Annotated in this window: 17 protein-coding genes; all 17 read right to left on the bottom strand. The window is 50.3% G+C overall.

Annotated elements, in window-relative coordinates:
• Positions 1-119: 119 nt before the first annotated feature.
• Positions 120-593 carry a Spy/CpxP family protein refolding chaperone gene (locus tag ACZ5PW_RS19530; protein WP_464556688.1) on the bottom strand — a complete coding sequence of 158 codons (474 nt, stop codon included), beginning with the start codon at positions 591-593 and terminating at the stop codon, positions 120-122.
• A 389-nt stretch (positions 594-982) separates the two neighbouring features.
• Positions 983-1,468 carry a Spy/CpxP family protein refolding chaperone gene (locus tag ACZ5PW_RS19525; protein ID WP_464556687.1) on the bottom strand — a complete coding sequence of 162 codons (486 nt, stop codon included), beginning with the start codon at positions 1,466-1,468 and terminating at the stop codon, positions 983-985.
• Between the two features lie 204 nt (positions 1,469-1,672).
• A complete protein-coding gene (locus ACZ5PW_RS19520) occupies positions 1,673-2,335 on the bottom strand; it encodes an ABC transporter ATP-binding protein (RefSeq protein ID WP_464556686.1) in 663 nt (220 codons plus the stop codon).
• 8 nt (positions 2,336-2,343) lie between these two features.
• Positions 2,344-3,504, bottom strand: a complete 1,161-nt coding sequence (locus ACZ5PW_RS19515) for an ABC transporter permease (protein WP_464556685.1) — start codon at positions 3,502-3,504, stop codon at positions 2,344-2,346.
• A gap of 12 nt (positions 3,505-3,516) precedes the next feature.
• A complete protein-coding gene (locus ACZ5PW_RS19510; protein WP_464556684.1) occupies positions 3,517-3,930 on the bottom strand; it encodes a DUF2318 domain-containing protein in 414 nt (137 codons plus the stop codon).
• Between the two features lie 285 nt (positions 3,931-4,215).
• The gene (locus ACZ5PW_RS19505; RefSeq protein WP_464556683.1) at positions 4,216-5,904 is read right to left on the bottom strand and encodes a radical SAM protein; all 1,689 of its coding nucleotides are present in this window, start codon (positions 5,902-5,904) and stop codon (positions 4,216-4,218) included.
• A gap of 63 nt (positions 5,905-5,967) precedes the next feature.
• Positions 5,968-7,278 (bottom strand): cell division protein FtsZ, encoded by a 1,311-nt coding sequence (ftsZ, locus tag ACZ5PW_RS19500; RefSeq protein WP_464560461.1) that lies wholly within the window; start codon positions 7,276-7,278, stop codon positions 5,968-5,970.
• 165 nt (positions 7,279-7,443) lie between these two features.
• Positions 7,444-8,673 carry a cell division protein FtsA gene (gene ftsA / locus ACZ5PW_RS19495; protein WP_464556682.1) on the bottom strand — a complete coding sequence of 410 codons (1,230 nt, stop codon included), beginning with the start codon at positions 8,671-8,673 and terminating at the stop codon, positions 7,444-7,446.
• Positions 8,674-8,716: 43 nt separating this feature from the next.
• Entirely contained in the window at positions 8,717-9,586 is an 870-nt protein-coding gene (locus ACZ5PW_RS19490) for a cell division protein FtsQ/DivIB (protein ID WP_464556681.1), read from the bottom strand.
• Positions 9,577-10,455 (bottom strand): UDP-N-acetylmuramate dehydrogenase, encoded by an 879-nt coding sequence (gene murB, locus ACZ5PW_RS19485; protein WP_464556680.1) that lies wholly within the window; start codon positions 10,453-10,455, stop codon positions 9,577-9,579. Before murB ends, ACZ5PW_RS19490 begins: the two co-directional genes overlap by 10 nt.
• Positions 10,456-10,460: 5 nt before the next feature.
• Positions 10,461-11,879, bottom strand: a complete 1,419-nt coding sequence (gene murC, locus ACZ5PW_RS19480; protein ID WP_464560459.1) for a UDP-N-acetylmuramate--L-alanine ligase — start codon at positions 11,877-11,879, stop codon at positions 10,461-10,463.
• A 53-nt stretch (positions 11,880-11,932) separates the two neighbouring features.
• Positions 11,933-13,015, bottom strand: a complete 1,083-nt coding sequence (gene murG / locus ACZ5PW_RS19475; protein WP_464560457.1) for an undecaprenyldiphospho-muramoylpentapeptide beta-N-acetylglucosaminyltransferase — start codon at positions 13,013-13,015, stop codon at positions 11,933-11,935.
• Positions 13,015-14,130, bottom strand: coding sequence for a putative lipid II flippase FtsW (gene ftsW, locus ACZ5PW_RS19470; RefSeq protein ID WP_464556679.1), 1,116 nt, complete (start codon positions 14,128-14,130; stop codon positions 13,015-13,017). Before ftsW ends, murG begins: the two co-directional genes overlap by 1 nt.
• Positions 14,127-15,431: a UDP-N-acetylmuramoyl-L-alanine--D-glutamate ligase gene (gene murD / locus ACZ5PW_RS19465; protein WP_464556678.1), complete on the bottom strand. Its 1,305-nt coding sequence runs from the start codon at positions 15,429-15,431 to the stop codon at positions 14,127-14,129. Before murD ends, ftsW begins: the two co-directional genes overlap by 4 nt.
• A gap of 5 nt (positions 15,432-15,436) precedes the next feature.
• Entirely contained in the window at positions 15,437-16,516 is a 1,080-nt protein-coding gene (gene mraY, locus ACZ5PW_RS19460; RefSeq protein ID WP_464556677.1) for a phospho-N-acetylmuramoyl-pentapeptide-transferase, read from the bottom strand.
• The gene (locus ACZ5PW_RS19455) at positions 16,513-17,904 is read right to left on the bottom strand and encodes a UDP-N-acetylmuramoyl-tripeptide--D-alanyl-D-alanine ligase (protein ID WP_464556676.1); all 1,392 of its coding nucleotides are present in this window, start codon (positions 17,902-17,904) and stop codon (positions 16,513-16,515) included. The genes mraY and ACZ5PW_RS19455 overlap by 4 nt, the downstream gene beginning before the upstream one ends.
• The gene (locus ACZ5PW_RS19450; RefSeq protein WP_464556675.1) at positions 17,901-19,361 is read right to left on the bottom strand and encodes a UDP-N-acetylmuramoyl-L-alanyl-D-glutamate--2,6-diaminopimelate ligase; all 1,461 of its coding nucleotides are present in this window, start codon (positions 19,359-19,361) and stop codon (positions 17,901-17,903) included. The genes ACZ5PW_RS19455 and ACZ5PW_RS19450 overlap by 4 nt, the downstream gene beginning before the upstream one ends.
• Positions 19,362-19,365: the final 4 nt, after the last annotated feature.

Below are 19,365 nucleotides of genomic sequence, written 5' to 3'. Positions count from 1 at the left end.
TTATATACCCTGAATTGTGCTCGCTGGGAAAGGGTTATTAATAAAAAAGGGGGACCGGTTAAGCCCCCCTTTTTCCCGTTTTCTGTAATTAGGTGTAGATGAACGTTATTTGTTAAGGCTCAGGATCCAAGGCCCGGGCAGTTGCTTCCGCCACCGGGACATTCTCCCTGACGGTAATTACCGCAACCTCTGTTGCCCTTACCAAATCCCTGTCCCATGGATGGAAAGGTGATTCCGGTTTCCTTTTCTATTTCGTCAGCCATTTTTTTGTGCTCTGTGAAAACCTTGTCCCTGATTTGGGAGAGTTCCTGAACCAGAGCGTGGATGGTATCCTTGTCGGCCTTGCCGGATTCTACCAGAGCATTGAGTTCTGTCCTTTTGGCCCATTGCTGACTTTTGAGAGACTGAAAAACGTCTTCATATTTTTTTAGAATTGTCTGCACCTGTTGTTGTTTTTCAGGTGTCAGTTGATTGTAGGCTTCCCAGTTACCGCCATGATAGCCGGATTGTTGGTAGCCGTTTCGTGCTATGGCAACGGAAGCCACTGCCAGAATCAGCACGATAATCATCGGGACCAGAGCTTTTTTATTCATATGATCTCCTGATGCTGTTAAAAGTTGTTGCCCTCTCGATTTCTTACATAGCATCTGGCGTGCCATATTTTTAAGTTCATCTATTTCAGTGTGTTGTGTCGCTGAATCTGGCAGCCCTAAAGACTCTTGTGCAATATGTTGCGCATGTTTTTGCACATAGAGGGACTGCTCACTCTGGAGTGTGCAAAGAAGCTGCACAGGCTCTTTTGGGGAGGGGGAATGAGAGGTAAACAATAAATAGGGAAAGTTGTTCACTCATAGTCAATGTATGCCAATGCATGCCAATGTTGGTAGAACGTGAAAAAGCCGGGAGGTCTCCGAGACCTTCCGGCTTTTTCCAGGGTATTTTCTGTTACGCAGGGAGAATGATGCTATATATGTGAAGAAGGTTAGGAGTTAAAGCCCCAGCAGCCGCCGCGACGATCATCGCGATGGTGTCTGCCGAAACCCATTCTGCCATTATCCATATCGAATCCGCCGCAGCCGAACACGGGCATGGCAATACCTGTGGCCTGCTCAATCTCGTCGGATACCTGATTGCGAAGGGTGAATTGTTTATCCTTAAGCTCTGTCATCTCATTTACAAGTGAGGTGATGTCCTTTTTTTCAGCTTTGCCGGATTCAACAAGTGCCTGAAGCTCTGTCCGTTTAGCCCACATCTGATTCTGGATAGACCTGATCTGCTTGTCGTGTTTCTGGAAGATGGCTATTACTTCCTGCTGTTTCTCAGGAGTAAGCTGTCCGAAGAGGCCTGCCTGTCCATTGTTGTGATATTCTCTATGAGAACCGCCATGATACCCGCCTCGGGCCATAGCCGTTCCTGCAAGTGAGACAACCATAATGACCATTACCGGAATCAGTATTTTCTTTTTCATTTGCATCTCCTTATGGGGGTTTGCTCTATCGCTCTGTTACCTCTCACATAAGCATCAGCTGTGCCATTTTCATTAATCGATAGATATCAATGGTTTTGCAAAACATCCTGAAATGGTTGGTTAAAAAAGAAATGCAACATACTGCGCCAGCATGCACAAGTTGTGCATGTATGGTCTTTATAATGCACTTACGTAACTTTATATTCAGATTATCCGGCCATCTTCCAGACTGATAGTGCAGCTGGCCATTTTTGCATGCAATGGGTCGTGAGTTACCATGACAATGGTGAGCCCATCGTCATTCAATCCTTTGAGAATCTGCATGACTTCATTCCCGGTCGCTTTGTCCAGACTGCCGCAGGGTTCATCAGCAAACAGGACCGATGGAGACTTGACCAGTGCCCGTGCAATCGCAACCCGCTGCTGTTCTCCGCCGGATAATTGTCCGGGCAGCCGGTTTGCAAGATCTCCTATCCCTACCCTTTCAAGGCATTTCAGACCGTGTTCTTTCATCTTCTCACTTACCGGTCTGACTTTATTGAGGAAAGGCAGTAATACGTTCTCATGGGCATTCAGATAGGGGAGAAGGTGGTGTGACTGAAAGATTATGGAGAATTCATTACTGCGCAGGCTGTCGGTTTTTGTGTTGTTTAATTCGGTAATGTCTTCGTCTTTGAAGAAAACCTTCCCTTTCTTGGGTTTTAAGAGGCTGGACAGGACGCTGAGGAGTGTTGATTTTCCGGAACCGGATCTCCCGACAACAGCAGTAAAGCTGTTTTCGGGAATATCGATGGAAACATCTTCAAGTACTGTGACTGTATTTTCTTCGTTACCGTAATAATGAGTGATTGATTGTGTCTGGAGCATAACGGACCTCACAATGAAACCAGGGTTCTTGAAGGGTCAACGCGGGTGGCCCGCAGGGATGGGACAATTGCGGAAAGAACAGACAGTCCAGCAACAGCGATAAAGGTGACACCGAATGCAGCCGGGTCGAAGTTGATATTGGCTTCCCCGAGATCAAGTGCCTTGAGTATTTCACCACTGGCGAGGAACCCGCCCGTGTAACCGGCAATTCCCGCCATGGTGCCTATGAATAGAGCTTCAAGGCAGAATATTGAAAAGACAGATCCGGTGGAAAAGCCCAGCGATCGCATCAATCCTATCTCGGTTCTGCGTTCGTTTACTGCCGAAAAGATGGACAGACTGATCATGAAACAGGCTGTCAGCAGGATTACACCACTGACCGACCATGCCATACGGTTCACAAAGCCGATTGCTGACATTCGTTGTTTAACTACATGCTGCAAGGCCTTGACTTCAGTGTCCGGCACGGCCTTTACAATCTGCTGGACAATTTCATCAATGGGGCATCCGGCGCAAAGTGCGGCAACTTCAATGAAGTGGACCGCACCGGGTCTTCCCACGCTGTTACGCAGGACATCAATGTCCATGAAAACGACATTGTCGTCTTCAGTCCCCGTGGCATCCAGAATCCCGGCTACTTTCAAAGTGTTCCCCTCGATTTCAATCATGTCTCCGGGGACCATGCCAAGCTCGGCTGCCGCTCTGCGCCCGATCAAAACTTCTTGGCTGTTCTGGGGAAATTGTCCCTCAGGATACCAGTGGGTCTTGATATTGAGTTCATCTGCCATACTGACCCCCACGATTGCTACAGGGGTTCCTTTAATTTTGCTTATTGCAGCGAATTTGGGTGCAACAGCACTGAGTCGTTCTTTCAACTCGATATTCTTTATCGCTTCTAGAACCGGCTCTCCTTTCAGTTCGTGAGCTCCGTAAGCAACATTTCCAAGGTCCAGCCCCCCGTAGCTGACAGATAGTGACTCAGTCTTTGGGGTGACAAGAATATTTGCACCGAATTTGCTCATTTTTTCTTCAAGGTTGTTTCCGACAACCTCGGAGAGCTGCTGTATTGAGACCACGGACATCACTCCTATTGTAAAGACCGTAGTAAGAAGTATTGTCCGCAGCGGACGTCTTCCTAAATTGCGTAAAGGAATGGTAAATAGATTCATTTGCACACCATACTAGAAATATTTTTTTCCGGCTCTTACAGCATCTTGGGAAATAATCAGACTGTCGCCATCTATCGCTCTTTCCAGTGGTGACGGGTTGCAGCCGCCGCTTAGAACATTAATTCTCGTGGAGTGAAAGCGCATGCCACAGTTGTTGCAGATCATAAAATCTCCATTTTGCGAGTATCCTTTTTTGGACCGGTAGCAGACATCACAAGCATCAAATGCGGCCCTGATCACACCATCTTTACTTTTCAGTACAAAGAAACGAACTTCGGTACCGTCTACGTCAATTGAATAATAGTGGGCTTTGCCGTCATTAACTTCGGCGAGGGGGATGAGCAGATTGTCATTTTGAGTTTTCATTACCGATAAGGCTGCTGTAGGGATAAGTATAAAGGCCAGTATAAGAATCACTTTTTTCATAAAACACTCCTTGAAAAATTGTATACCAAAACAGTATGCAAATGACGTACAATGAGTGTTATTTCAACCTTTAAGCTATGCAGATCGGAATTGAATAAGGGGATTTATCTTAGTTTGTGCAATCTTTTTGCACATGAGATTGCACATCTTGGCGCCAAAATCTGAAATGGAAGCCACTGATTCTGGCAGATCTGAGTACAGACGGCCCGAATTCTGTGCCGTAAATAAAAATCGCAAACGGAACACATTCTGTCGCGGGTGGGGGGAAGTGCTGACGAAAAAAAACTATCTGTCTTCAAGCCACTGGTGCATGCCGCAGACTTTGCAGTCAGCGCATCCTGCAGGAGGGCATACAGGACTTTTCACACCGTCCTGAAATCGTTGCCATTCGCGCCAGAGGTAGCTTTTCTTGACTCCGGTATCAATGAAATCCCAAGGGAGAGGGGAGTTTTTATCAAGAGTCTGTTCGATGAACTCTTCAGGCTTGCCTTTATAGAATTTGAATGCTTTTTTCCATCCGCCCTGTTCTGCCGCTATGCTGATGAACTCGGCAAGTGATTCATCTCCTCGGGCGAGAATACCCTGAAGACGGGCCTGGAATGCTGAGTCTCCAGAAAAGGTGATGCCTTTGTATCTTTTTGTCAGGTTCTTAACAGTAGAAAGGACCTGCTTGAGCTCATTTTCAGATGGCATAGAGGACCATTGCAGGGGAGTCCATGGTTTGGGAACCAGACAGCTCGCACCTAAAGTTATGCGCATGAACTGCTTTTTCTTCTTACCCTGACCTCTTGTCCGGGCTTCGTTCATCTTGTGCAGCATCTCTCCAAGTTCTGCGTAATCATCAGCAGTCTCTCCGGGCCAGCCCACAATTACATATACCCTTAAATGGTTGACGCCCTTGGCGGCACATAGTTCTACCGCTCGCAGGAAGTCCTCCTCTTCAAGATTCTTGCTGGCGGAATCGCGAAGTCTTTTACTTGCTCCTTCAAGGGCAAGTGTGACTGTTCGCACTCCTGAGGCGCGGAGAATATCGAGAAGTTCTTCTGTTAATCCGTCCGCCCTCACTGATGAGAGAGAAAATTTGGTTTTACGTTTTTTCAGCCATTCTATGTAGGGGATTAGGTCCGGCCAGTCAGTAAGAGCTGTACCCACTAAACCCACTTTCGGAGGATCCGCAAGTTCCACTATTTCCTTAAGCTGGTCGACAGACGCATGGCGTGGCGGTCTGTATATGTAGCCCGCGGCACAGAAGCGGCATCCGTACGGACAGCCACGGTTAACCTCCACGAGGAACATATCCTTAAATACCGCGTCCGGGCTTATGAAGCATGAGTAGGCCGGAGTCGTCAGCAGGGGGACTCCATGACCATCGTCAACAGTTCCGGGAGGCAGGACAGCCCTGCGGACTTTGCCTTTGGTCATTCCGGGGACGTAAACACCTTCCCGTTCTTTTATAAGATCGAGAAATTCCTTTTTGGTCCCGCCTTTGTAGATATGCCGTTTAAGCTCGACGCAGAGTTCCTTCAACCCTGCTTCTGCTTCGCCGACCCAGAACAGATCGAAGAAAGGGGCGATTGGAGCAGGGTTCAGAAAAGCCACCGGGCCTCCGGCCATAACCAGCGGGAAGTCCGGGCGTTCCGCCGCCAGTGGCGGAACGCCCGAATCTTTCAGCATTCTTACGGGGTGGAGATATTCCTCCTCGAAATTAATGCTGAAGCCGATCAGGGGAAACTCGGACAGCTGTTTATCACTGTCCATAGAAACAGCCGGTTTTCCGGGTTCGCCAAGGAAGAATCTTTCAACCGCAAGTTCCGTATCCGGAGCGAGCAGCCTGTATACAGCCTGCCAACCTAGAGTTGACAGCCCTGCACCGAGCCTTCCGGGGAAAACCAGAGCCGTGGGCAGACGGCCTCCGGTTTCTTCCGGTTCGGGTTCTTCCTGTCCGTAGTAGAAGAATTCTTCTTTTACAGACATTATGCTTTGCCGGACCTGATATTCCGAATTGTTTCCATGTTATATCTCATACGCAGTCAGGACTTAGTCAGCCTGCTTGCGGATGAAAGTCGGAACTTCAAAATCATCGTCATCATGGAAGATGAACTCTTCACCTGAGTTTGCTGCACTCTGCTTCGGCTGGCGCTGAGCAGGCTCAGGATTTCCAGCTGTTTCTGCAGGCTTGCTTGCTCCATGGCGCAGGTACGCGGGAATGGAGCGGTCTTCTTCTGCGTGTGCGCTTCCCATCTGATGAACATTAGTCATATTTTCTTTCTGCTTGGGAGCCATGCCTCTGGGAGTAATGTTTGTTCTCTGCGGCTGGGGCTGTGACTGCGGTTGAGTTTGTACCTGCGGCTGAGACTGTGTATCAAGCCCGGGAGTAACAGACTGGTCGCATTCAGTATCAATACCGGTGGCGATAACGGTGATGCGCATTTCATCGCCTACTTCGGCGTCGAAAACAGTTCCGAAGAAAATCTGTGCATCTTCGTGCGCTTCTTCATGAACGATGTTGGCAGCTTCACTGACTTCGTCAATAGTCATATCGGGAGAGCAGGTGATGTTGATAAGAACACCTTTAGCCCCTTCAATGGAGACATCTTCGAGCAGGGGGCTGGTGATAGCTTTCATTGCTGCTTCCCGCGCCCTGTTTTCGCCCCGTGCTATACCGGTACCCATCAATGCGAGACCGGAGTTGGACATGACAGCCTGAACATCGGCAAAGTCAAGGTTGATCAGGCCGTGCACGGTAATGAGGTCTGCGATGCCTTTGACGCCGTAGTAAAGAACTTCGTCCGCTTTTTTGAGCATCTCGGAGAAAGCTGCTTTTTTGGCGGCAAGCTGCAGAAGTCTGTCGTTGGGAATGGTGATAATAGCGTCAACGACCTTTTTGAGGTCTTCGATTCCTTTTTCAGCCTGAAGCAGTCTGCGTTTGCCTTCGAAATAGAAAGGTTTGGTAACAACTGCAACGGTCAGAGCACCGGCTTCCTTGGCGATCTCGGCAATAACCGGAGCAGCGCCTGTACCGGTTCCTCCGCCCATACCTGCGGTGACGAAGACCATGTCGCAGTCACCGACCAGTTCTCGGATCTGCTCCTGAGATTCCACAGCGGCATTCTTACCAACTTCAGGATTGGCGCCTGCACCGAGTCCCTTGGTCAGTTTGTCGCCGAGTTGGATTTTGTATTCGGCAAGTGATTTGTTGATATCCTGAGCATCAGTGTTGGCTGCAATGAAGCGTACTCCTGAAAGAGCGGACTGAATCATGTTGTTGATAGCGTTACCGCCACCACCACCGCAACCGATAACCTTGATCTTGGCCTGACCGTCGCCTTCGATTTCCATGTAATCCATCATCATTTTCGTTTCCCCTGTTTTTACTTCCATTTTAGAAACTTTCCCGGCTGATCGGCCCGGGAAAGACCTTCACTTAGATAGCTGAGCTGATTTAAGGATCGCTTACAGCGAGTCCGGGCGGTATCAGAGAAGCATGTCCTGATTGCCGCCGGCATATTTAGCCTATGCTATGTCCGTGAACCATTTACGCATCCTGCCCAGAATGCGATTGAAAACATTTTCATCTCGAATCCGGAAAACCTGCTCGGAGCAGCCTTCCTTTTCCGCGCCATACATCAGCAGTCCGACTGCCGTGGCATATTTGGGACTGTTGACTACATCCTTTAGCCCGCCGATACCGGAAGGGTATCCAATGCGTACCGGCAGGTCGAAAATCTGTTCCGCAAGTTCCTGCATTCCATCAACGAGGGAAGTTCCCCCTGTAAGCACAACGCCTGCAGCAATCATATTCTTGTAGCCGCTGCGGACCAGTTCCTGATCCACTAGCGCCAGAATCTCTTCACAGCGTGGTTCGCAGATTTCAGCAAGAACCCTTTTGGACATTTTACGGTGATCCCGTCCGCCCACGGATGGCACTTCAATGCTCTCATCAGTGGTAACGAGATCGGTAAGAGCTGTTCCGTACTTCACTTTGATCTGTTCCGCGGAACCCATAGGTGTTCTGAGACCGAACGCGATATCATTAGTGAGGTTGTTGCCGCCGAGGGCGATAACGGAAGTATGCTTTATTGAATCATTGGCGAATATGGCCAGATCGGTGGTTCCGCCTCCGATATCCACAATGGCTACGCCGATCTCTCTTTCCTCTTCGGAAAGGACTGCCTTACTGGAAGCCAGTGACTCAAGAACGATATCCGACACATCCAATCCTGAGCGGTGGCAGGAGCGGATGATGTTTTGTGCCGAAGTGACAGCTCCGGTGACAATGTGCACTTTCACCTCAAGACGGACACCGGCCATGCCCAGCGGATCGGCAATGCCGCGCTGATCATCGACTATGTACTCCTGGGGAAGTGTATGGATAACCTCCCTGTCGAGTGGAATGGCCACGGCTTTTGCCGCGTCAATTACACGGTCCACATCTTTCTGTGTTACTTCACCGCCTTTCACGGCAATAACTCCATGGCTGTTGAAGCCCTTGATGTGGCTGCCGGCAATCCCGGCATAAACGGAGCGGATCTCGCAACCGGCCATCAGTTCAGCCTCTTCAAGAGCTTTCTTGATGGACTGTACCGTTTGTTCGATGTTGACCACCACGCCCTTGCGCAGACCTGTTGAAGGAGCAGTGCCGATACCGACAATATCTACTCCGTCAGCAGTGGCTTCCCCGACCACTGCACAGATCTTGGTGGTGCCTACATCGAGGCCGACGATCAGATCAGACTTGGACATAATTTTTTCTCCTCATCACCTTGAATAGAATTGGGGATATTGCCTATTTAGGCGAACCATTTCCATGGGTGTGTTTTTCAACCCAGACCCTGCCGTCTCCGGTGGTTATGGCCGCCACGTCCCTGAACTCTCCCCTGTTTTTGAGGTCATTCCAGACTGTGTTCAGGTGTGAAAGCTGTTCTTGCCAGTTGTTCAGCCCCAGCAGAAGTTTAAGATTGAGGCTGTCCATAAAAATTTCCATCCTGTTTCCGCCTTTGATATCAATCCAGGCTATCTGCCCGGCGTCAAAGGGGAGTTCCCTTCTGCTGAGCCGGTCCATGAAATCGGGCAGGATGGCCGCCTTGTCCATGGCATCGGAATCTATGTTCAAAAACGGCAGAGAGGTGAATTTAGCCGGATTTACCGGAGCAATCAGTCCGCCTCTGCTGTCACAGTAGTAAAGTTTGTCTCCCTGCCGGACCATGAAGCGGGGAGTTTTTTCCCGGACCAGAATATGCATTTTTCCGGGAAGCTGCCGTTTTACGGTGGCGGAGTTGATCCAGAGATTGTCGCTCAACCGGCTTTCAACTTCGCCGATATTAACGGAAAGACTGTTCTGGTTCAGACTTATACCTGCAAGTGAAAGAACTTCTCCGTAGGTCAGTCTCTGGTTTCCGCTTACTTTGATATCCTGCAGCGCAAAGTATGGATGTGAAGTCATCCAGCGGTAACCAGCCAGACAACCGATACCCAGAACTGCCAGCAACAGCAGGCAGGCACCGGAAATGCAGATTTTACGCATCAGAGTCAGTAACAAATCCGCGGCGGAAAAAGATGAAGTTTTACGCTTTGCTTTGGTTTTATTACGGCCTGTGCGTTTTTGACCCGGCTTGACCAGAGTCAGTCTCGGTTTTTTGGTACTGGCTACACCCATGGCAGAATTATAACCTCCGGCTTGAGGGTTACACCGAACTTCTCAGCAACGGAAACCTGTGCCTGTGTCATCAGTTCAAGAGCCTGCGAGGCATTGCCTGCACCTTTGTTCACCAGAAAGTTGGCATGGGTTTCGGAAAATGCCATGCCGCCCAGTTGCCTGCCCTTGAAGCCTGCCTCGTCGAGCAGTCTGCCCGCACTGTGCCCTTCAGGATTCTTGAAAACACACCCGGCGGTCTTTTCAAGTACCGGCTGGGTCGCTTTTTTTCTGGCAAAAGTATCTTTAACTGCGGCTCTTACTTTTCCCTGATCGCAGTGAGACAGTTTCAATTCCACTTCCCAGATCAGAGTAAACTGGCCGGTTCCAGCGGAAAAGTGTCTGTATCCCCACTCCAGTTCATGTGCGTCTTTCCAGATAAGCCCGGTTTCGGGAGTCCAGAGACGTACTCTTTGTACGGACTTCGACATATCAGTGCCGTATGATCCTGCGTTCATGGCTACAGAACCGCCGACCGAACCGGGAATTCCGGCAAGTCCTTCCATTCCGGAAAGATCGTTTTTAATGAGTACGGAAAGCAGTCCCGGAAGTCTCATATCAGCTGGGACACGCACTGTGCTGCCAGTTATTGACGCTTCCGGTTTCTCAGTCTTTTCAATCTGGATCAGAGCGATATTAATGTCTCCATCCGCAGCCAGCATATTGCTTCCTTCACCGATCGCCATGAGCTCCGGGCCTTCGTTTTCAACAAAGCGGGCCAGCTCATCGAGTCCGTTCTCATCACGCACCTTGGCGAGCACGCGTGCATTCCCCCCTATACCCAGGGAGGTCAGCGCGGACATGTCCGGTTTATGAAGCAGTTCAAGAGTCATTTTTATTATCCGTTAAAAGGTGAGCTGCCATCGCTTATCTGGCAGTTTCCGCCTTGTTCATCCAGATACTGGAGATAGTTTTCACCTATTTTGTATATCGACCCCGCACCCTGAGTTATAAACAGATCACCGGGTTTCAGGACATTGGGCAATTCATTTTCAAGCATTTCAAAATCAGGATAGAACCTTACCTGCGTAGAGCTCACCTGCCTGATTCCCTGTGCCAGAGACATTCCGTTCACACCGGGAATCGGGGATTCCGAAGCGGGGTAGATTTCAGTGAGCAGAAGCTCATCGCAGTTCTCAAATGTTTTGCAGAACTCGCCGAACAGGGCCTGAGTTCTGGTGAACCTGTGCGGCTGGAAAGCCACTACCAGTCTGCGGTTCGGAAAACATGACTTTGCTGTGTCAATAGTCGCCTTGATTTCAGCGGGATGGTGGCCGTAGTCATCAACAACCATCACACCTTTGCATTCCCCTTTCTTTTCGAACCTGCGGCCCACACCCATGAAATTGGACAGGCCGGACAGGACGGTTTCAGGGTCAATACCTGCTTCAAGGGAAACCCCGATAGCGCCGAGGGCATTCAGGACATTATGTTTTCCCGGCTGGGCGAGAGAAACTTCTCCCAGCTGCTCTTCATCAAGATAGACTTTGAAAAGGGAGCGTACTTCACAGGATATGATTTCTGCACGCAGCCTGTTTCCTTTTTCCAGCCCGTAGGTCATGCAGGGGCGCTTGATACTTGGAAGCAGTCTTTTCACGCCCGGATCATCGCCGCAGACCACATTCATCCCGTAAAAGGGAATTGAGTTCATGAACTTACGGAATGATTCATCAATAGCTTCCTGATCCGCGTAAAAGTCCATGTGATCTTTATCTACGTTGGTGACAACAGTTATGATCGGCGCGAGGCAAAGGAATGAACCATCGGATTCATCCGCTTCGGCGATCAGGAACTGCCCGTCACCGAGACGAGCGTTGCTGCCGAAGGTATTGAGCCTACCGCCGATGATAACAGTCGGGTCAAGATGTGCTTCGGTGAAAATTGTCGCCAGCAGAGAAGTAGTCGTTGTTTTACCGTGTGTTCCGGCAACGGCGATTCCGGTGCGCAGTCTCATCAGCTCGGCAAGCATCTCCGCTCTCGGAATTACCGGAATGCCCAGTTCGCGGGCTTTTAAAAGTTCCGGGTTGTCATCCGAAATGGCGGTTGACTTGACTACCACATCAGCTTCATTGACGTTGTCCGCCCCGTGTCCGATGAAGACCTGGGCTCCCATTTTGAGCAGTCGTTTAACCGGAGCTCCGGCAGCCAGATCGGAACCGGTTACGGTAAACCCCATGTTGATCAGGACTTCGGCAATGCCGCTCATTCCCGAGCCGCCTATTCCGATCATGTGAATGTTGCCCACCCTGCTGCGCATTATGGGACAGGCCGCGTCTGTAACCAATGGTACGCTTGGACCTTCTGCTGCGATCATGCCACACCTCTCACTGTTCTCATTCGGATAATATTGTCTATGCCGTCCACAATTGCGGCGGCTGCGTCAGGTCGTGAAAATGAAAGAGCCTTTCTTCCCATCTCTTTCAAACCGTCCTGATCGGAAATCAGTTTCAAAATTTTATCAGCCAGCACATCCCCGCTCAGTTCATTTTGGGGGATGACAACAGCCGCTCCCAGATCTTCCAGACTTTTTGCGTTTCCGGTCTGATGATCATGGGTGGCCTGCGGAAACGGGATGAACAATGCCGGCTTGCCCGCCGCCGCAACTTCGAAAACAGTGGATGCTCCGGCCCTGCAGACTACAAGCTGTGCCTGCGAATAAGCAGTGGCCATGTCGTGTATGAACGGGTGTACGTTATCCGCATTCATTTCCATATCTTCGTATGCTTTACGGACTTTTTCAAAATCCGCCTTTCCGCTCTGGTGAATCAAAGTGATTCCTGCCTTTTTCAATCGGGCCAGGGCGTCGCAGACAGCTTCATTGATAGGCCTTGCCCCTTGACTGCCTCCAAAAACCAGAACGCATTTTTCATTTCCGGATGATCCGGTTGATATTATTTCCCTGCGGACCGGATTTCCCATAACCTCAACTTTCTCGGCGGGGAATGATTTCCTGATATCCTCAAAGGAAGTAAAAACTCTTCTAACAAATTTTCCCAGAATTCTGTTGGTAACCCCGGGTACGCTGTTCTGTTCGTGGATGGCAGTAGGAATACCCAGCATCCATCCGGCCAGAACAGGGCAGAACCCTGCATATCCACCGAAGCCGATTACGGCATCGGGTTTGAACCCGATAATCGCTTTAGCTGCCAGCAGCAGAGCATGGATAATCCAGAATGCTCCGAATATCTTTTTAAGCCCGCCGCCTATAACTCCTTTGGCAGGGAGTCCTTTAAATCTGATGCCGGCACGCTCTACCATTTCCTTTTCCGCGCCCTGTCCGCCGAGGAACATTATTTCGCAATCCGGAAAACGGTTTTTAATTTCCTGAGCGACAGCCAAAGCGGGGAAAACATGGCCCCCGGTACCGCCTGTTGTTAGAACTATGCGCTTCATCACACTTTACCCCTCGAAAGGTTAAGGAGAATTCCTATACAAACGAAGGAAATAAGCAGTGATGATCCCCCATAACTTACAAACGGCATGGGAACACCCTTGGGCGGTACTGTTCCCATAACCACAGCAAGATTGAGCACAAAGCCCAATGCCAGCATGATAGTCAGGCCGTATGCGGTGAAACGGTCCTGCAGGTCATCTTGTGCAAGGGCAATTTTGAAGCCCCGGTACATAAGAAATCCTACAACAAAGAACACTGCCAGTACGCCCAGAAATCCGAGCTCTTCACCCACGACAGCCATGATGAAGTCGTTGTGGGCTTCGGGCAGGAAGAACAGTTTCTGTTTGCCTGCTCCAAGTCCCTGTCCGAAAAGGTTGCCTGAGCCGAAGGCGTAAAGTGACTGCACAAGCTGGTATCCTTCTTCGTGTGCAGATTTGAAAGGATCTATAAAAGCAGTCATGCGCTTGAGCCGGTATGGTGAACTGGTGATCAGCATGTAGCCTGCCCCGCCTGCGAAAATAAGGGAGGTGAGCAGGTAGCTGATGCGGGTCCCACCCACAAGGCTCATGAAAAAAAGAATCATGCACAGAAATACAGAGCCACCGAAGTCCGGTTGCAGCATAAGGAGCAGGCAAAGTGCCCCGGTGATGGCAAATGGCGGCAGAAATCCGACACTGAAAGTCTTTATCATTTCCTGCTTGCGCGCGAAAAAGTAAGCCAGATACAGCACAAGTGCGGGCTTACAGAACTCAAGCGGCTGAATGCGGACTGGGCCTATGGCTATCCAGCGTGTAGCACCGCCAGCTGAAACCGCGAGCGGAGTAAAGTCGCAGAGCATGAGCAGCAGAAAAGCACCCATCAGCCAGACGTAGACCATGTTATAAAATAGGGCTTTTGGCAGTCTGGAGCATAAGTACATCATGAAGGTTCCGGCAACGAGGAACATCCCCTGTTTCTTGAAGAAAAGGTATTTGTCATCGAAAAAGCGTTCAGCCATGATGCCACTGGCGGAAAGCACCATCATCAGGCCGAAACAGGCCAGAAGCAGTGCAGCTGCGAGCAGCCAGTAATCAAGGCGTTCAGGTTTTCCGGAGAGGTTCTTCTTCTTGTTCAAGACAGTTCCTCCATGATTCTTTTAAAATCTTCGCCTCTAGCCTCATAGCCGTTGTAGGCATCGAAACTTGCTGTACCCGGAGAGAGCAGTATCGTGTCTCCTTTTGCGGCATTATTGAAAAGTTTATGCACAGCTTTTTCCAGATTTTCGTGCCATGAAATTTCAAAATCGTGTTTGAGTACAGGTTCGAAATACTCACGCCCGGCACCGAAAAGGGCGACTTCAGCCACCCGGCCTTTCATGACGGGAGTCAGTTCACTTACATTTCCGCCTTTAAAGACTCCGCCAAGCAGAAGCCTGACAGGTCCCTCAAAGCTCTGCAGGGCAGCTTTGACCGCATCAAGGTTGGTTCCTTTGGAATCATCAACGAAGCTAATGCCTTTAACTGTCCCGATTTTTTCAATCCGATGCGGCTTTCCTTTGAAAGTCTTCAGACCGGCCTCAAATTCTTCACGGGTAATCCCTATTTTTTCAAGGGCCAGCCACGCTGCTTCGATGTTAAGGCGGTTGTGCGCCCCCGGAAGGTTGGGCTGCTCTGGAAATTCATTGCCGTCAAACCATTTGACTTCGGCACGTGTAAATTCACCGGGCTCAAGTTCATCTCGCATATCAGCAGGCAGAATAGCCAGTTCGTCAGATGACTGCCGTTCGAATATTTTGAGCTTGGCGGACAGATATTCCTCCATGCTCTCGTGGTAGTCGAGGTGGTTTGCCGAAACATTGAGTAATATGGCTGCCTGTGGGCGGAACAGTCTGCAGTTCTGCAGTTGAAAACTGGAGACTTCAAGTACCAGCACATCGGCCTGTCCACGGTTGACGATGTATTCTGAAAGAGGAGTGCCGTAGTTGGCTCCGGCGAATACAGTTCTGCCGGATTCTTTTAGAATATGTTCGATAAGTGCCGTTGTAGTTGTTTTGCCATTAGTCCCGGTTATTGCAATCTTAGGTTCGTCCGCGAACCATACAGCCAGTTCAAGCTCGGAAATTATACGTCTTTCCGGCAGGCTCCCGATGAAAGGCTTGATTCTTCCGATGGGAATACCGGGACTGATAACGATAACATCCGCATCCTTGAACTGTTCTTCGCAGAAAGGTCCGGTCATGAGCTGGGCTTTGGGGCCGAGGCCTTCGAGCACATCATCTGTAAGGTTCGTGTTCGCATCCACAATGCGCACGGTCGCACCGAGCCTGTGCAGCAGCTGTGCGGCTGCACGTCCGGAACGGCCTGCCCCGGCGACAATTGCCAGCCGGTCGGTGAACATGCGGGTCGAAGTGACCTTTTCTACGAATGCGCTATCCATTTTCCTTACCTGATCTTGAGTGTACTCAGAGCCATCAAGGCCATAAGAATTGAGATTACCCAGAATCTTATGACGATCTTGGATTCCGGAATTCCTTTGTGTTCAAAATGATGGTGCAGCGGTGCCATGCGGAAAATGCGTTTTCCTCCGCTGACCTTGAAATAACTTACCTGCATGATCACGGAGATTGTTTCGAAAACAAATACACCGCCTACGATTATGAGCAGCAGTTCCTGTTTACAGAGCACGGCTACAAAGCCGAGAACTCCGCCGATGCTCAAGGAGCCTACATCACCCATGAAAATCTGTGCCGGATAGGCGTTGTACCAGAGAAAACCTAGCCCAGCTCCGACAAGGGCCCCGCAGAAAATTGTAACTTCACCCACGCCAGCCACATGCGGTACGCTTAAATAGTTTGCCATCCCGACATGCCCGGCGATGTAGATAAAGAAAGCGTAACAGGTCGCACTTGTTATCGTCGGCCCTATCGCCAGCCCGTCCAGTCCGTCAGTAAGGTTTACACCGTTGGATGCCCCGATCATGACCAGAAGGGCGAAGGGCAGGTAAAGCCAGCCCAGATCCGGAGTGAAATTCTTGAAAAAGGGGACAGCCAGTTCGGTTGAGTATGCGGGCTGCATTATGAGCAGTCCTACTGCGGTTCCTGCAACAAGGAGCTGGCCGAAGAGTTTGGCTTTCGGTGAAATTCCTTTATTTTGCTTGCCGCGAAGCTTGGTGTAGTCATCCACAAAACCGACCAGCCCGAAACCTGCGAAAACCAGCATGGTCAGCCAGACATAGATATTTGTAAGGTCTGCCCAGAGCAGGGTGGAGGCCAGCACGCCGAATCCCAGAAGCAGACCTCCCATTGTAGGGGTTCCGGCCTTGCACTTGTGGAGTTCTCCCACTTCATCCTGAATATACTGTCCGCACTTTATTTTCTGCAGCCAGCGCATCATGACAGGACCCAGCACAATAGTGATAACCAGTGCTGTGAGCAGAGCGTAGATTGAGCGGAACGTAATGTAGCGGAATACGTTCAGTACGCCCAGTTGCGCGCTCAGGGGGACTAGAAAATGATAGATCATGCTTTGTTTCCTCCGGTCTCCCCGCCGACCTCGTTATTCAGTGCCTGAAAGTAGTCTTCCATGCGGCATGATCTTGACCCTTTGAAAAGAACCACCGCGTTATTTAAACCAAGTTCGTGAATTCCGTTGATAAATTCCGAAGGGCTATTAACCGGAACCAGTGTGGAACCATTGGTTTTGGAAGCCACTTCGCTGTAATGTCTTCCGTGGTAGAAAGTCGCGTCCGGCTTGATCTCGGCAATTTTGTTTCCCAGATCACAGTGGGCACAACCCGCCTCGCTGCCCAGTTCAAGCATGTCACCCAGAACGAGTACCAGCGGCCGATCACCTGCTATTTCTCTGGCCGTTTCAATTGCCCGGTTCATGGACAGGGGATTGGCGTTGTATGAGTCGTCAATCAGTGTCCATTCTCCATACGTGTGGCAGTGAAATCTCTGTCTGGGCAGCTCAATGGTTGCGAGTCTCTCGGCTATCTCATCGAGCTCCATGCCCAGTTGGTGGGCGGCGCATGTTACTGCCGCTGCATTTTCAGCAAAATGGGAACCGCAGGTGGGAAGTACCACTCTGGTCTGTTCTTCACCTGCCTTGATAACGAACTCTCCTGATCCGTTAGGAAGTGTACGCACCAGCGAGCTGAAATATTCTGTCTCAGGATCAGTTGATGAAAACGCAATCGGATCACAGATCTCTGAAGCTTTATTCCACAGCAGTTCATGATCACAGCAGCAGACAGCTTTGCCGTCCGGGCGCAGGTATTCAAAAATTGAAGCCTTGAACCTTGCGACATTTTCCAGCGACCCCAGTCCTTCGAGATGGGCGGGGCCAATGTTGTGAACAATTGCCATATCCGGCAGGGCGATGGGGCCCAGTTCAGCCATGTCACCGGGAAGGCTGATGCCAAGTTCCATGACCCAGTAAGTCTCCTCACCGGAAGCCTCCAGCATGGACATGGGAAGGCCTATCTGGTTGTTCAGGTTCATGAAATTTTTATGAACCTTATGGGAACCGGCAAGCACATGGGCCAGCATTTCCTTGACCGTAGTTTTCCCGGCAGAACCGGTTACGGCAATCATTCGGGCCTTGGATTTGAGACGCCAGTATGCTGCTATCCGTCCAAGTGCCTTAATCGTATCAGGCACAAAAATTACGGGCCTGCCGTCAAGGTCGGGCCGGAACTGAGAAACGATGACAGCAGCCGCTCCGGCATCAAGTGCCGCTTCGGCGAAATTATGGCCGTCGAAATTATCCCCTTCAATGCAGAAAAACACGTCGTTTCTGTTCACCAGTCTGCTGTCTATGCGCACATTGGCAATTTCCAGTTCTTCCGCACCAGGAATATCACTGCCCCCAAGGAGCTGTTCTTCGAGTTCAGACAAGGTCAGCTTCACCCGTAAATCTCCTTGATTGCCTTGGTAACTTCTTCGGCATCCGAAAAGTTACGTTTCTCCGTTCCAATTATCTGATAAGTCTCATGGCCTTTTCCGGCGATCAGCAAAACGTCGGAAGGGGTCATTTCGGCAACTGCTTTGCGTATTGCCGCAGCCCGGTCCGCGTCTTCAATAACCACATCACAACCTGCGAATCCCGCGCGCACATCATCCATTATCTTCAAAGGATTTTCTGTGCGGGGGTTGTCTGAAGTCAGCACGGCAACGTCAGAATAACGGCAGGCTGCCTGAGCCATAAGTGGTCTTTTGGTTTTGTCGCGGTCTCCACCGCAGCCGAATACTGTGATGATTCTGCTGAAGTCGAGTTCCTTGAGTGTCCGCAGAACATTCTCAAGTGCGTCGGGAGTGTGCGCATAATCTACAAAAATATTCAGCCCCATATCGTTGCGGACCCTTTCGAGTCTTCCGGGAACGCCGTCAAACTCTGCGAAAATATCCATTTGCTCCGGAGTAAGTCCCATGTGCAGACCGACTGCCTGTGCTGCAAGCAGGTTGGATCCGTTATGGCGACCGATCAGGTCGGATTCGATTTCCCAGCTCTTGTCACCCTGAGTCATACGCAGTTTCATGCCATCGCCGGTACAGGAGATCATTTCACCGCACAAAGACTCGCTTCCGGACCTGCCGTCTTTCTCAAGCCCGAAACCGATGGATGGGCTGTAGCATTCAAGAAGTCGTCTGCCGTATGGATCATCAAAGTTGATTATTCCGCGTTTGAGAGCTCCGGGATATTGGGTGAACAACAGACATTTGGCTTTGAAATAGCTTTCCATATCCCCATGATAATCCAGGTGGTCCTGAGTCACGTTAGTGATAACTGCAGCGTCAAATTCAAGTCCGGCGACCCGTTTCTGATCCAGTGCGTGTGATGAAACTTCCATAACTGCCACATCGACACCTGCGTCATTCATGCGGCTAAGCAGTTCGTGAAGCTGCCAGCATCCCGGAGTGGTCAGTGGAGCTTCCTGTTCGAATCCGGGCCAGCGATAGCTGACGGTTCCGAGCACTCCTACTTTCATACCGGCAGAAGCCAGAAGCTTTTCAATCAGATAGGATACAGTTGTTTTACCGTTGGTTCCCGTAATACCGATAAGCCTGACTCTGTTCTCCTCAGTTTTAAAATATGCGGATGCCAGTTCTCCCAGTGCTTCACGCGGATCAGGGTGAACGATAAGTGACGCGGAACCTGTGTCTGTTTCAGTTGCGCTGACCACATAGGCTGCTCCGTTCTCAAGGGCCTGGGGCACGAAGTCGGAACCGTCACGGATCGGGCCGGAAATGGCTACAAAAATATCGCCTTCCCGTACTTCACGCGAATCAGTGCGGACCATCAGACCTTCTCCCGCCTTGGCAAGGAGTATGTCCCATTTTGTTTTGTCGAATTTATCAGAAGTCATAATT

The sequence above is a fragment of the Maridesulfovibrio salinus genome (genome assembly GCF_055394525.1).
Note: the sequence above shows the minus strand (reverse complement) of the source record. Positions and strands in the feature narration are given on the sequence as shown.